The sequence below is a fragment of the Ruegeria sp. CDSA193 genome, assembly GCF_059611885.1.
This window is the reverse complement of the sequence record NZ_JBXWPN010000007.1, coordinates 1-14421: the sequence shown is the minus strand read 5'-3', so window position 1 is coordinate 14421 and position 14421 is coordinate 1. Positions and strand designations below refer to the sequence as shown.

The window sequence follows — 14421 nt, the reverse complement described above, 5'->3', positions numbered from 1 at the left end:
AATGGCTGATCTGAAAGCACTCGCAGAAAGCATCGTGGGTCTGACCCTGCTGGAAGCACAAGAACTGAAAACCATCCTCAAAGACGAATATGGCATCGAGCCCGCAGCTGGCGGCGCGGTTGTCATGGCAGCCGGTGGCGACGCCGGTGGCGCAGCTGAGGAAGAAAAAACCGAATTCGACGTCGTTCTGAAGAACGCCGGCGCTTCGAAAATCAACGTGATCAAAGAAGTTCGCGGCATTACCGGTCTGGGCCTGAAAGAAGCCAAAGAACTGGTCGAGGCTGGCGGCAAGATCAAAGAAGCTGTGTCGAAAGACGAAGCCGAAGACATCAAAGGCAAGCTGGAAGCAGCTGGCGCCGAGGTCGAACTGGCCTAAGTCAGTCTTTTGGTGCATCGCAGATGCGCCGGAAATTTGGCTGGTCCCGGAGAAATCCGGGTCCAGCCGAACCTGTCTTAGAAAGGACCTCATGGATTGGGGTGTTTTCTAAGACGCGGTTCATGGATCGGGAGGCTGCCATTCGGGACGGTGGCCACGAATTGATCCGGACGTGTTGTCTCTAATGTGCAAGGCACCGGGGCCCGACGGTGTCTTTGTCCGCTGAGAACATCGAAAGGTGACATCTGACATGGCTCAATCGTTCCTTGGCCAGAAACGTCTTCGGAAATATTACGGCAAAATCCGCGAAGTGCTGGAGATGCCGAACCTCATTGAGGTGCAAAAATCTTCTTATGATCTATTCCTGCGCTCCGGCGATGCAGATGTGCCGACAGACGGCGAAGGCATCAAAGGCGTGTTCCAGTCGGTTTTCCCGATCAAGGATTTCAACGAAACCTCCGTTCTGGAGTTCGTGAAATACGATTTGGAAAAACCCAAATACGACGTCGAAGAGTGCATGCAGCGCGACATGACCTACAGCGCGCCGCTGAAAGTCACTCTGCGTCTGATCGTGTTTGATGTCGACGAGGACACTGGCGCCAAGTCGGTCAAAGACATCAAGGAACAGGACGTGTTCATGGGGGATATGCCCCTGATGACACCAAACGGGACGTTCATTGTGAACGGTACCGAGCGTGTGATCGTGTCCCAGATGCACCGTTCGCCCGGTGTGTTCTTTGACCACGACAAGGGCAAGACCCATTCCTCGGGCAAGCTGTTGTTCGCCTGCCGCATCATCCCGTATCGCGGCAGCTGGCTGGACTTTGAGTTCGACGCCAAGGACATCGTGTTCGCCCGTATCGACCGTCGCCGCAAACTGCCTGTGACAACCCTGCTGTATGCGCTGGGTCTGGATCAAGAAGCGATCATGGACGCCTATTACAACACGGTGTCGTACAAGCTGGACAAGAAGAAGGGCTGGATTGCACCGTTCTTCCCCGAGCGTGCACGCGGTACGCGTCCGACCTATGACCTGATCGACGCCAAATCCGGTGAAGTGATTGCCGAAGCGGGCAAGAAAGTCACCCCGCGCGCGGTCAAGAAGCTGATCGATGAAGGCAACGTCACCGAGCTGTTGGTTCCGTTCGATCACATCGTCGGGAAGTTTGTCGCCAAGGACATCATCAACGAAGAAACCGGCGCGATCTATGTCGAAGCTGGTGATGAGCTGACGCTGGAATACGACAAAGACGGCGAGCTGATCGGAGGCACCGCGAAAGAGCTGATCGACGCGGGCGTCACCGATATTCCGGTTCTGGATATCGACAACATCAATGTCGGCCCCTACATGCGCAACACCATGGCTGCAGACAAGAACATGGGCCGCGACACAGCGCTGATGGATATCTATCGCGTCATGCGCCCGGGTGAGCCGCCCACCGTCGAAGCGGCCTCGGCGCTGTTCGAAACGCTGTTCTTTGACAGCGAGCGCTATGACCTGTCCGCCGTTGGCCGTGTAAAGATGAACATGCGTCTGGCTCTGGATGCGCCCGATACACTGCGCACCCTGCGCCGCGAAGACATCGTGGCCTGCATCAAGGCGCTGGTTGAACTGCGCGACGGCAAAGGGGACATCGACGATATCGACCACCTCGGCAACCGTCGTGTGCGTTCGGTCGGCGAACTGATGGAAAACCAGTACCGCGTTGGCCTGCTGCGCATGGAGCGCGCGATCAAAGAGCGTATGTCGTCGGTCGAGATCGACACCGTCATGCCGCAGGACCTGATCAATGCGAAACCGGCTGCTGCTGCTGTCCGCGAATTCTTCGGCTCGTCGCAGCTGTCGCAGTTCATGGACCAGACCAACCCGCTGTCGGAAGTCACCCACAAACGCCGTCTCTCGGCGCTTGGCCCCGGTGGTCTGACACGCGAGCGTGCGGGCTTTGAGGTGCGCGACGTTCATCCGACACACTATGGCCGGATGTGCCCGATTGAAACGCCGGAAGGCCCGAACATCGGTCTGATCAACTCGCTGGCGACCTTTGCCCGTGTGAACAAGTATGGCTTCATCGAAACACCGTACCGTGTCGTCAAAGACGCCGAGGTGACTGATGAGGTTCACTACATGTCCGCGACCGAGGAAATGCGTCACACAGTGGCACAGGCGAACGCGACACTGGATACGGATGGCAAGTTCATCAACGATCTGGTTTCGACCCGCCAGTCAGGTGACTACACTCTGGCCCCGCGCGAGAATGTGGACCTGATCGACGTCAGCCCAAAACAGCTGGTATCGGTTGCTGCATCGCTGATCCCGTTCCTTGAAAATGACGATGCTAACCGCGCTCTAATGGGCTCGAACATGCAACGTCAGGCGGTTCCGCTGCTGCGGGCCGAGGCACCGCTGATTGGTACCGGAATCGAGGAAAAGGTTGCGATTGACTCAGGTGCTGCGATTCAGGCGAAACGCGCCGGTATCATCGACCAGGTCGATGCCCAGCGTATCGTTATCCGCGCGACTGAGGATCTGGAACTGGGCGACGCTGGCGTTGACATCTATCGTCTGCGCAAATTCCAGCGTTCGAACCAGAACACCTGCATCAACCAGCGTCCGCTGATCAAAGTGGGTGACACCGTCCAGAAGGGCGAAGTCATTGCTGATGGTCCGTCGACCGATATGGGTGAACTGGCCTTGGGTAAGAACGTGGTCGTCGCGTTCATGCCCTGGAACGGTTACAACTACGAAGACTCGATCCTGATCTCGGAACGTATTGCGCGTGACGACGTCTTTACCTCGGTCCATATCGAGGAATTTGAAGTCGCCGCCCGTGACACCAAGCTGGGTCCGGAAGAGATCACCCGCGATATTCCGAATGTCGGTGAAGAAGCGCTGCGTAACCTCGACGAGGCGGGCATCGTTTACATCGGCGCGGATGTTGAACCGGGCGATATCCTGGTCGGCAAGATCACTCCGAAGGGCGAAAGCCCGATGACCCCGGAAGAAAAGCTGCTGCGCGCCATCTTTGGCGAAAAAGCATCTGACGTGCGCGACACTTCGCTGCGCGTGAAGCCAGGCGATTACGGTACGGTCGTTGAGGTCCGCGTCTTCAACCGTCACGGCGTCGAGAAAGACGAGCGTGCGCTGCAGATCGAGCGGGAAGAAGTCGAACGTCTGGCCCGTGACCGGGACGATGAGCTGGCGATCCTGGACCGCAACATCTATGCGCGCCTGCAAGGCCTGATCATGGGTAAAACCGCGGTCAAAGGCCCGAAAGGCGTCAAGCCAGGGTCGGTGATCACCGAGGACCTGTTGGAAACCCTGACCCGTGGTCAGTGGTGGCAGCTGGCGCTGGAAGATGAGCAGGACGCACAGATCGTTGAGGCTCTGAATGAGCAGTACGAAGTGCAAAAGCGTGCTCTGGACGCCCGTTTCGAAGACAAGGTCGAGAAGGTTCGTCGCGGCGACGACCTGCCGCCGGGTGTGATGAAGATGGTCAAAGTCTTCATCGCCGTGAAGCGCAAGCTGCAACCGGGCGATAAGATGGCCGGTCGTCACGGGAACAAAGGTGTGATTTCCAAGGTTGTTCCGATGGAAGACATGCCGTTCCTGGCCGATGGTACGCCGGTTGACTTCTGTCTGAACCCGCTGGGTGTTCCTTCGCGTATGAACGTTGGTCAGATCCTTGAAACCCACATGGGTTGGGCCGCGCGCGGTCTGGGTCTGAACATCGACGACGCGCTGGGTGAATATCGCCGCTCTGGCGACCTGACCCCGGTTCGCGAAGCAATGAAGCTGGCCTATGGCGACGATGTCTATGAAGAAGGCATCACTGGCATGGACGAGGGTCACCTGATCGAGGCTGCGGGCAACGTGACCCGTGGTGTTCCGATCGCGACTCCGGTCTTTGATGGCGCCAAAGAGGCAGACGTCAATGACGCTCTGGTGCGCGCGGGCTTCTCGCAAAGCGGTCAGTCGGTTCTGTTCGACGGTCGTACGGGTGAGCAGTTTGCACGTCCGGTGACCGTGGGCATCAAGTACCTGCTGAAACTGCACCACCTTGTGGATGACAAAATCCACGCGCGTTCAACCGGGCCGTACAGCCTGGTTACCCAGCAGCCGCTGGGTGGTAAGGCGCAGTTCGGTGGTCAGCGCTTTGGTGAGATGGAAGTCTGGGCTCTGGAAGCTTACGGCGCCGCCTACACCCTGCAGGAGATGCTCACCGTTAAATCGGATGACGTCGCCGGCCGGACCAAGGTCTATGAGTCGATCGTCAAGGGCGAGGATAACTTTGAAGCGGGCGTACCGGAATCGTTTAACGTTCTGGTGAAAGAAGTCCGTGGCCTCGGCCTGAATATGGAACTCCTGGATGCGGAGGAAGAGTAGGGGCGGTAACGCCCCAAACTCATCCCATCCCAATTTGTAAGGACGCAAAATGAACCAGGAAATTACCAATAACCCGTTCAACCCGCTGACGCCGCCTAAGGTCTTTGACGAGATCAAGGTCTCATTGGCCAGCCCGGAACGGATCCTCTCTTGGTCTTATGGCGAGATCAAGAAACCCGAAACCATCAACTACCGGACGTTCAAACCCGAACGTGACGGTCTGTTCTGCGCGCGTATCTTTGGCCCGATCAAAGATTACGAATGTCTGTGCGGTAAATATAAGCGGATGAAATATCGCGGCGTTGTCTGCGAGAAATGCGGTGTGGAAGTCACCCTGCAGAAAGTCCGCCGCGAGCGTATGGGTCATATCGAGCTGGCCGCGCCCGTCGCACACATTTGGTTCCTGAAATCGCTGCCGTCCCGCATCGGTCTGATGCTGGACATGACGCTGCGCGATCTGGAACGCGTTCTGTACTTTGAAAACTATGTCGTCATCGAGCCCGGTCTGACCGACCTCTCCTATGGTCAGATGCTGACCGAAGAAGAGTTCATGGACGCGCAGGATGCCTATGGCATGGACGCGTTCACCGCGAACATCGGTGCCGAAGCTATCCGTGAGATGCTGGCCCAGATCGATCTAGAAGCCGAAGCCGAACAGCTGCGTGCTGATCTGGCCGAAGCAACCGGTGAACTGAAGCCCAAGAAGATCATCAAGCGTCTGAAGGTTGTTGAATCCTTCCTCGAGTCGGGCAACCGGCCTGAGTGGATGGTGATGACTGTAATTCCGGTCATTCCGCCGGAACTGCGTCCTCTGGTTCCGCTGGATGGTGGCCGTTTTGCGACTTCGGATCTGAACGATCTGTATCGCCGCGTCATCAATCGGAACAACCGTCTGAAGCGTCTGATCGAACTGCGCGCACCTGACATCATCGTCCGCAACGAAAAGCGGATGCTGCAGGAATCCGTCGATGCTCTGTTCGACAATGGCCGTCGTGGCCGCGTGATCACCGGCGCCAATAAGCGTCCGCTGAAATCGCTTTCGGACATGCTGAAGGGTAAGCAGGGTCGCTTTCGTCAAAACCTTCTGGGTAAGCGCGTCGACTTCTCGGGCCGTTCGGTCATCGTGACCGGTCCGGAACTCAAGCTGCACCAGTGTGGTCTGCCCAAAAAGATGGCGCTGGAACTATTCAAGCCGTTCATCTATTCGCGCCTTGAAGCCAAGGGTCTGTCTTCGACCGTGAAGCAGGCGAAGAAACTGGTCGAGAAAGAGCGTCCCGAAGTGTGGGATATCCTCGACGAGGTGATCCGCGAACACCCTGTCATGCTGAACCGTGCGCCGACACTGCACCGTCTTGGCATTCAGGCGTTTGAACCGGTTCTGATCGAAGGTAAAGCCATCCAGCTGCACCCGTTGGTCTGTTCGGCCTTTAACGCCGACTTCGACGGTGACCAGATGGCCGTACACGTCCCGCTGAGCCTTGAGGCCCAGCTGGAAGCCCGCGTTCTGATGATGTCGACGAACAACGTTCTGTCGCCAGCAAACGGCGCGCCGATCATCGTTCCGTCGCAGGATATGATCCTGGGTCTGTACTATGTGACCCTGGAACGCGAAGGTATGCCAGGCGAAGGCAAGGTCTTTGGCTCGATCGACGAAGTTCAGCACGCGCTGGACGCCGGTGAAGTGCATCTGCACACTAAGATCACTGCGCGGATTACTCAGATCGACAGTGAAGGCAATGAAGTTCAACAGCGGTTTGAAACCACTCCGGGCCGAGTGCGCCTGGGTGCTCTGCTGCCGATGAACAACAAGGCGCCGTTCGAACTGGTCAACCGTTTGCTGCGGAAGAAAGAAGTGCAGCAAGTGATCGACACCGTCTACCGTTACTGCGGTCAGAAAGAGTCGGTCATCTTCTGTGACCAGATCATGTCGATGGGCTTCAAGGAAGCGTTCCGCGCCGGTATCTCGTTCGGTAAGGACGACATGGTGATCCCGGATGACAAATGGGGCATCGTCGATGAAACCCGTAGTCAGGTGAAGGATTTTGAACAGCAGTACATGGACGGCCTGATCACTCAGGGTGAAAAGTACAACAAAGTTGTTGATGCCTGGTCGAAGTGTAACGATCGTGTAACCGAAGCGATGATGAGCACGATCTCATCTTCGGATCGGGCAGAGGACGGGTCTGAAAAGGAACCGAACTCGGTCTACATGATGGCCCACTCGGGCGCGCGTGGCTCGGTCACTCAGATGAAACAGCTGGGCGGTATGCGCGGCCTGATGGCCAAACCAAACGGTGACATCATCGAGACGCCGATCATCTCGAACTTCAAGGAAGGTCTGACCGTTCTTGAATACTTCAACTCGACTCACGGCGCCCGTAAGGGTCTGTCGGATACCGCTCTGAAAACGGCGAACTCGGGTTACCTGACCCGTCGTCTGGTGGACGTGGCACAGGACTGCATCGTGCGTGAGCTCGATTGTGGAACCGAGCGCGCGATCACTGCGGAAGCCGCGGTAAACGACGGTGAAGTTGTTGCTTCGCTAGCCGAACGTGTGCTGGGCCGTGTCTCTGCCGATGACGTTCTGCGTCCCGGCACCGATGAGGTTCTGGTCGCAGCAGGTCAGTTGATCGACGAACGTATGGCCGACATCATTGATGAGGCCGCTGTTGCGTCTATGCGCATCCGTTCGCCTCTGACCTGTGAGTCCGAGGAAGGCGTCTGTGCAACCTGCTACGGTCGTGACCTTGCACGCGGTACTATGGTCAACACGGGTGAGGCTGTCGGCATCATCGCCGCCCAGTCCATCGGTGAACCCGGTACGCAGTTGACAATGCGGACCTTCCACATCGGTGGTGTTGCGCAAGGTGGTCAGCAGTCGTTCCAGGAAGCCAGCCACGACGGTGTCGTTTCGTTTGAGAACCCGCAGATCCTGGTCAATTCCGCGGGCGAAAGCCTGGTCATGGGCCGGAACATGAAGATGGTGATCAAAGACGAACATGGCGAAGAGCGTGCCAACCACAAGTTGGGTTATGGCTCGAAGCTGTTCGTCAAGGATGGCACCAAGGTGAACCGTGGCGACAAGCTGTTCGAATGGGATCCTTACACCCTGCCGATCATCGCCGAAAAGTCCGGTACCGCGAAATATGTTGATCTGGTTTCGGGCATTGCTGTCCGCGACGTGACCGACGATGCAACCGGTATGACCCAGAAGATCGTGATCGACTGGCGCGCGGCCCCCAAAGGCAGCGACCTCAAGCCTGAGATCATTCTGGTTGGCGAAGATGGCGAACCAGTCCGTAACGATGCGGGCAACCCGGTTCACTATCCGATGTCGGTGGACGCGATCCTGTCGATCGAAGACGGTCAGCAGATCGAAGCTGGTGAAGTTGTCGCGCGTATCCCGCGTGAAGGTGCCAAGACCAAGGACATCACCGGTGGTCTGCCGCGTGTTGCCGAACTGTTCGAAGCCCGTCGCCCGAAAGATCACGCGATCATCGCAGAAGCCGATGGTTACGTGCGCTTTGGTCGCGACTACAAGAACAAGCGTCGCATCAGCATCGAACCGGCTGACGAGTCCATGGAGACCATCGAGTATATGGTGCCCAAGGGTAAGCACATCCCGGTTGCAGAAGGTGACTTCATCCAGAAGGGTGAATACCTGATGGACGGTAACCCGGCCCCGCATGACATCCTGTCCATCATGGGTGTCGAAGCGCTGGCGGATTACATGATCGACGAAGTGCAGGATGTTTATCGTCTGCAGGGCGTGAAGATCAACGACAAGCACATCGAAGTGATCGTGCGCCAGATGCTGCAGAAGTGGGAGATCCTGGATTCAGGTGACACCACCCTGCTGAAAGGCGAACATGTCGACAAGCAGGAGTTCGACGCGGCCAACGAGAAGACCCTCGCCCGCGGTGGACGTCCGGCTCAGGGCGAGCCGATCCTCTTGGGGATCACCAAAGCCTCGCTGCAGACGCGTTCGTTCATCTCGGCGGCGTCGTTCCAGGAAACCACACGGGTTCTGACCGAGGCTTCGGTTCAGGGCAAGAAAGACAAGCTGGTTGGCCTGAAAGAGAACGTCATCGTCGGTCGTCTAATCCCTGCCGGTACCGGTGGCGCAACGCAAAGCGTACAGCGCGTCGCGCAGTCGCGTGACAACGTTGTCATCGAAGCCCGCCGGGAAGAGGCCGAAGCCGCCGCTGCTCTGGCTGCGCCGATGATGGATGACGATATGGTCGGGGATGAGCTGGATGTTCTGGTGGAAACACCGGAAAGCCGCGAATAAGCGATCCTACATTCCAAAGATCAGGCCCCGCGATTTCGCGGGGCCTTTTCATTTCAGGCTCGGGTGGGGCGCTGCATGAAGCGCCATTGAAAATGCCATGCTAGCAGAGCATTGGCGGGCGGAGCCATATTGACATCTCTTTCTTGAACGTCGCCAAATGCACCTCGTGGCCAAATGCGGAGTTCAAAAAGAGTGACGCCGAATTTCAGGGGTGCTTTGCTGATGATGGGCAGCATGGCTGCCTTCACCATCAATGACACTTTGATCAAGGCCGCCGGAGCCCAGATGCCGCTGTTTCAGATGGTTGCCATCCGCGGGGTTTTGGCGACCATTCTGGTGTATCTTCTGGCACGGTATTATGGGGCGTTGCATCTGAACTTTCCGCGTCATGACAAGTGGTTGGTCGCGGCACGTTGTCTCGCCGAATTGTTGGCGACAATTTTCTTTTTGGTCGCGCTGCTTCATATGCCGTTGGCAAACGTGACGGCCATTCTGCTGGCCTTGCCATTGACCGTAACACTTGGAGCCGCGTTGTTTTTTCAAGAGTATATCGGTTGGCGTCGGATTCTTGCCATCGTTTTCGGGTTCGCCGGTATGTTGCTGATCGTTCGCCCGGGCACGGACGGTTTCAGCATCTACGCGATATATGCTTTGATCGCAGTTGCTTCGGTAACTGCCCGGGATTTGATTACGCGACGCATGTCGGTGCGTGTGCCATCACTTGCAGTAACGCTGGCAACAACCGCGACGATTACATTGACGGCGGTTCTTGTCACCTCTGTCTCGGGCTGGGTTCCGGTTCCGGCAGCCGCCGGTTCGATGGTAGCGTGTGCTGCGGTCTTTGTTCTGACGGGATATTTGTTCAGCGTCATTGTCATGCGCGCTGGTGAGATCGGCTTTATCGCGCCGTTTCGTTATTCCAGTCTGATCTGGGCGTTGGGTTTGGGCTGGGCCGTATTTGGGGACTGGCCCGACAGGATTACGATGGCGGGGGCGGCCTTAGTGGTTGGGGCAGGAATGTTCATGCTGTTCCGTGAAAGGACTCGTCAATCTGCCGAATGAATGCGGCGAACGGCGTCCTGGTCGATGGCGAACCGTGCGATGAATTCGCCTTCCTGTTCAGAGGTTAGGGGGGACAGCTCGGTCCTACTGTTTCGCGCATGCGGAGAATCGTTGAACTGGTTAAGCGTGCGGACCCACATAGGTGCATCCGGATAGCTGATAACGGGCATGAAATTCCCGATCCGATGGTGGCCGAAGTTCATGATCGTCAGCTCACACCCCCCGGCGGAATACATCGCAAAGCCGATCCCGAGCAAAGGTTGATACACCTGTGCGGCCCGGATGCCGTCTGCATCGAAACGGGCCAGGAACCCCTGGTTGTAATCAATCGCAACGGTTCTGTGGTTCTGCATTAAGCCCTGACCCTCATCTGCGGCGATGCGCAGGCGTTCCACGAAATCGACCGAGACCGCATCGTCATCATCATGGCGGAACTGGATGCAGGGGGCGGCCGGGTCAGTGCGCGCCGAATTCAGAACCTCTTTCATAAGCCTGCGATGCCGCTTCGGTTCGCGTGCGATGATCTGGACCTGAGGCATGCCGGCCGTTAAGTCATGAAGACGCTCGCGCGCCTCGTTTGGAAGGCATGTCCCGGTCACGATGAGAAACTGAAAATCCTCGTCGGTTTGTTCTTTTATGCAGGGCAGAGAGGTGGTTTCGAACAGGCGGAACCGCTCTTCCAGCCGGTCAGGTTGATACAGATAGGAGCGCCGGTCCTCGATCGTTTCGTGTTCGATCTGAAAGCCGCCATGGGCGGGATAGGAAAAACGACACAGGCCAAGTATTTGCATGATTCATCCGTGGTCCAGACCAATGGGCTGACTATGCCTGCACGGACCTGTTCCTGCAACGGGCGGTAAGACTGGATGAGCTTTGGTTCCAGCGCGAAACGGCCTGATGTGGAACGGATCAGCTGTACTGTTGACACTGGGTCCGACTCCCCCTATTACGCGCCACATCTCGGTACCGGGGGCCGCCCCAAAACCGATTTCAGTAATGAACTGGTCAAGGCCCGAACTCTTTTATCGTTCGCGCCCTCTGATAACAAACCGCGACGTTCACCTCGGAATGGGAACGCTCGCGGGTTTTGCGCTTGTGGACGCACGAACGCAGCGAATTTAACCGCACGCATCGCGCGTGCATGTCATGTGTGTTGCAAAACGGGGATATAACCGGAATGCCAACGATCCAACAGCTGATCCGCAAGCCGCGGCAGCCGAAAGTAAAACGCTCGAAGTCCATGCACCTGGAGCAGTGCCCGCAGAAACGCGGCGTCTGCACACGTGTTTACACAACCACACCGAAAAAGCCGAACTCGGCGATGCGTAAGGTTGCCAAGGTGCGCCTGACCAACGGGTTCGAGGTGATCTCGTACATCCCCGGTGAAAGCCACAACCTGCAGGAACACTCGGTTGTTCTGATCCGTGGCGGCCGTGTAAAAGACCTTCCCGGTGTCCGTTATCACATCCTGCGTGGTGTTTTGGATACCCAAGGCGTCAAAGACCGTAAGCAACGTCGTTCGAAGTACGGCGCGAAGCGTCCCAAATAAGAAGGAGAGGCTGATATGTCACGTCGTCACGCCGCCGAAAAACGCGAAGTCCTGCCTGACGCCAAATTTGGCGACAAGGTACTGACCAAATTCATGAACAACCTGATGATCGACGGTAAAAAGTCGGTTGCAGAGCGCATCGTCTACAACGCATTTGACCGCGTTGAAGGCAAGATCAAGCGCGCACCTGTCGAAGTGTTCCACGAAGCACTCGACAACATCAAACCGTCGGTCGAGGTTCGCTCGCGCCGGGTTGGTGGTGCAACTTATCAGGTTCCGGTCGAAGTGCGCCCCGAGCGCCGCGAAGCACTGGCCATCCGCTGGCTGATCACTGCTGCGCGTGGCCGTAACGAAAACACCATGGAAGAACGCCTCGCCGGTGAACTGCTGGACGCTGTACAGTCCCGCGGTACCGCTGTGAAGAAGCGTGAAGACACCCACAAGATGGCCGAGGCGAACAAAGCCTTCAGCCACTACCGTTGGTAATTCCAGAGGCTTATTGAAATGGCACGCGAATATACACTCAACCATTACCGTAACTTCGGTATTATGGCGCATATTGATGCGGGTAAAACGACCTGCTCGGAACGCATCCTGTACTACACCGGCAAATCCCACAACATCGGTGAGGTGCACGACGGTGCAGCCACCATGGACTGGATGGAGCAGGAGCAGGAACGCGGGATCACCATCACCTCGGCTGCGACGACCACTTTCTGGGAACGCACCGAAGACGGTGTAACTGCTGACTCGCCCAAGCACCGCCTGAACATCATCGACACCCCCGGCCACGTTGACTTCACCATCGAAGTTGAACGCTCGCTGGCGGTTCTCGACGGTGCCGTCTGCGTTCTGGACGCAAACGCCGGTGTTGAACCTCAGACCGAAACCGTGTGGCGTCAGGCTGACCGCTATAAGGTTCCACGGATGGTGTTCGTCAACAAGATGGACAAGATCGGCGCGGACTTCTTCAACTGCGTTGCAATGATCGAAGACCGTACCGGCGCACGCGCTGTTCCGGTTGGTATTCCGATCGGCGCAGAGACCGAGTTGGAAGGCCTGATCGACCTGGTCACCATGGAAGAATGGCTGTGGCAGGGCGAAGACCTGGGCGCAAGCTGGGTCAAAGCACCGATCCGCGACAGCCTGAAGGACATGGCTGACGAATGGCGCGGTAAAATGGTCGAAGCGGCCGTCGAAATGGACGACGACGCGATGATGGAATACCTGGAAGGCAATGAGCCCGACGTTCCGACCCTGCGCGCCCTGTTGCGCAAAGGTACTCTGGAAATCGCGTTTGTTCCGGTTCTGGGTGGTTCGGCGTTCAAAAACAAAGGTGTTCAGCCACTGCTGAACGCTGTGATCGACTATCTGCCCAGCCCGCTGGACGTTGTCGATTACATGGGCTTCAAACCCGGTGACGAAGAAGAAACCCGTAACATCGCCCGCCGTGCGGATGATGATATGGCGTTCTCTGGTCTGGCGTTCAAAATCATGAACGACCCCTTTGTTGGCTCGCTGACCTTTACCCGCATCTACTCGGGCACTCTGTCCAAGGGCGACACGCTTCTGAACTCGACCAAGGGTAAGAAAGAGCGTATCGGCCGGATGATGATGATGCACTCGAACGAACGTGAGGAAATCACCGAAGCGTTCGCGGGCGACATCATTGCGCTGGCAGGTCTGAAAGACACCACCACGGGCGACACTCTGTGTTCGACCGGCGATCCGGTGGTTCTGGAAACCATGACCTTCCCCGATCCGGTGATCGAGATCGCGGTTGAGCCGAAGACCAAGGCTGACCAGGAAAAAATGAGCCAGGGTCTGGGCCGTTTGGCCGCCGAAGACCCGTCCTTCCGTGTGGAAACTGATCTGGAATCGGGTCAGACCATCATGAAGGGCATGGGCGAACTTCACCTGGACATCCTGATTGACCGTCTCAAGCGTGAATTCAAGGTTGAAGCGAATATTGGTGCGCCGCAGGTGGCCTATCGCGAAACCATCGGTCACGAAGCCGAGATCGTTTACACCCACAAGAAACAGTCGGGTGGTTCGGGTCAGTTCGCCGAGGTGAAGATGATCATCACCCCAACAGAGCCGGGCGAAGGTTATTCGTTCGAATCTCGTGTTGTTGGTGGTTCGGTGCCCAAGGAATACATCCCGGGCGTTGAAAAAGGCATCAGATCCGTCATGGATAGCGGCCCGCTGGCTGGCTTCCCCGTGATCGACTTCAAGGTTGCCCTGATCGAAGGTAAATACCACGACGTGGACTCTTCGGTTCTCGCCTTTGAGATCGCGGCGCGTATGGGTATGCGTGAAGGCATGCGCAAAGCGGGTGCGAAACTGCTTGAGCCGATCATGAAGGTCGAAGTGATCACTCCGGAAGAATATACCGGCGGTATCATTGGTGACCTGACATCGCGTCGGGGACAGGTTTCCGGGCAGGAAAACCGTGGCAACGCCATCGCGATTGACGCGTTTGTGCCGCTGGCCAACATGTTCGGCTACATCAACACCTTGCGTTCGATGTCGTCGGGCCGTGCCCAGTTCACCATGCAGTTCGACCACTACGATCCGGTTCCGCAGAACATCTCGGACGAGATCCAGGCGAAATACGCATAAGCGAAAATTTGAGGGAGCTCGATTAGCGGGCTCCCTTCATTACCGATAAAGGAGGCCATCATGGCAAAGGAAAAGTTTGAGCGTAATAAGCCGCACGTCAACATTGGCACGATTGGGCACGTTGACCACGGCAAGAC

General features: G+C 57.0%; 8 protein-coding genes. 7 read left to right on the top strand and 1 reads right to left on the bottom strand.

The window, feature by feature from the left end:
- The first annotated feature begins 1 nt into the window (after position 1).
- The 4 genes from rplL (at position 2) to AC2FLG_RS14420 (ending at position 10113) form a co-directional block, all read left to right on the top strand.
- Entirely contained in the window at positions 2 to 376 is a 375-nt protein-coding gene (rplL, locus tag AC2FLG_RS14435; RefSeq protein ID WP_142636911.1) for a 50S ribosomal protein L7/L12, read from the top strand.
- A gap of 250 nt (positions 377 to 626) precedes the next feature.
- A complete protein-coding gene (gene rpoB, locus AC2FLG_RS14430) occupies positions 627 to 4760 on the top strand; it encodes a DNA-directed RNA polymerase subunit beta (RefSeq protein WP_271949830.1) in 4134 nt (1377 codons plus the stop codon).
- Between the two features lie 49 nt (positions 4761 to 4809).
- Entirely contained in the window at positions 4810 to 9051 is a 4242-nt protein-coding gene (rpoC, locus tag AC2FLG_RS14425) for a DNA-directed RNA polymerase subunit beta' (RefSeq protein ID WP_271949832.1), read from the top strand.
- Between the two features lie 174 nt (positions 9052 to 9225).
- Entirely contained in the window at positions 9226 to 10113 is an 888-nt protein-coding gene (locus tag AC2FLG_RS14420) for a DMT family transporter (protein ID WP_496706743.1), read from the top strand.
- Here AC2FLG_RS14420 and AC2FLG_RS14415 read toward each other — a convergent pair.
- Complete coding sequence (locus AC2FLG_RS14415) at positions 10098 to 10904, bottom strand: putative rhamnosyl transferase (protein ID WP_496706742.1); 807 nt, start codon at positions 10902 to 10904, stop codon at positions 10098 to 10100. The genes AC2FLG_RS14420 and AC2FLG_RS14415 overlap by 16 nt on opposite strands.
- 386 nt (positions 10905 to 11290) lie before the next feature.
- Here AC2FLG_RS14415 and rpsL point away from each other — a divergent pair, with 386 nt between their 5' ends.
- From rpsL to fusA, 3 genes are read left to right on the top strand one after another with little or no spacing between them, the layout of a single operon-like run.
- Positions 11291 to 11662 carry a 30S ribosomal protein S12 gene (rpsL, locus tag AC2FLG_RS14410; protein WP_005621086.1) on the top strand — a complete coding sequence of 124 codons (372 nt, stop codon included), beginning with the start codon at positions 11291 to 11293 and terminating at the stop codon, positions 11660 to 11662.
- A 15-nt stretch (positions 11663 to 11677) separates the two neighbouring features.
- Positions 11678 to 12148, top strand: a complete 471-nt coding sequence (gene rpsG / locus AC2FLG_RS14405; RefSeq protein ID WP_008756926.1) for a 30S ribosomal protein S7 — start codon at positions 11678 to 11680, stop codon at positions 12146 to 12148.
- Between the two features lie 18 nt (positions 12149 to 12166).
- The gene (gene fusA / locus AC2FLG_RS14400; RefSeq protein WP_496702612.1) at positions 12167 to 14284 is read left to right on the top strand and encodes an elongation factor G; all 2118 of its coding nucleotides are present in this window, start codon (positions 12167 to 12169) and stop codon (positions 14282 to 14284) included.
- The last annotated feature ends 137 nt before the right edge of the window (positions 14285 to 14421 follow it).

What these genes read in the sequence shown, in the direction of transcription:
- rplL (WP_142636911.1), top strand. Translation starts at nt 2, where the DNA reads ATGGCTGATCTGAAAGCACTCGCAGAAAGCATCGTGGGTCTGACCCTG.
- rpoB (WP_271949830.1), top strand. Translation starts at nt 627, where the DNA reads ATGGCTCAATCGTTCCTTGGCCAGAAACGTCTTCGGAAATATTACGGC.
- rpoC (WP_271949832.1), top strand. Translation starts at nt 4,810, where the DNA reads ATGAACCAGGAAATTACCAATAACCCGTTCAACCCGCTGACGCCGCCT.
- AC2FLG_RS14420 (WP_496706743.1), top strand. Translation starts at nt 9,226, where the DNA reads ATGCGGAGTTCAAAAAGAGTGACGCCGAATTTCAGGGGTGCTTTGCTG.
- AC2FLG_RS14415 (WP_496706742.1), bottom strand. Translation starts at nt 10,904, where the DNA reads ATGCAAATACTTGGCCTGTGTCGTTTTTCCTATCCCGCCCATGGCGGC.
- rpsL (WP_005621086.1), top strand. Translation starts at nt 11,291, where the DNA reads ATGCCAACGATCCAACAGCTGATCCGCAAGCCGCGGCAGCCGAAAGTA.
- rpsG (WP_008756926.1), top strand. Translation starts at nt 11,678, where the DNA reads ATGTCACGTCGTCACGCCGCCGAAAAACGCGAAGTCCTGCCTGACGCC.
- fusA (WP_496702612.1), top strand. Translation starts at nt 12,167, where the DNA reads ATGGCACGCGAATATACACTCAACCATTACCGTAACTTCGGTATTATG.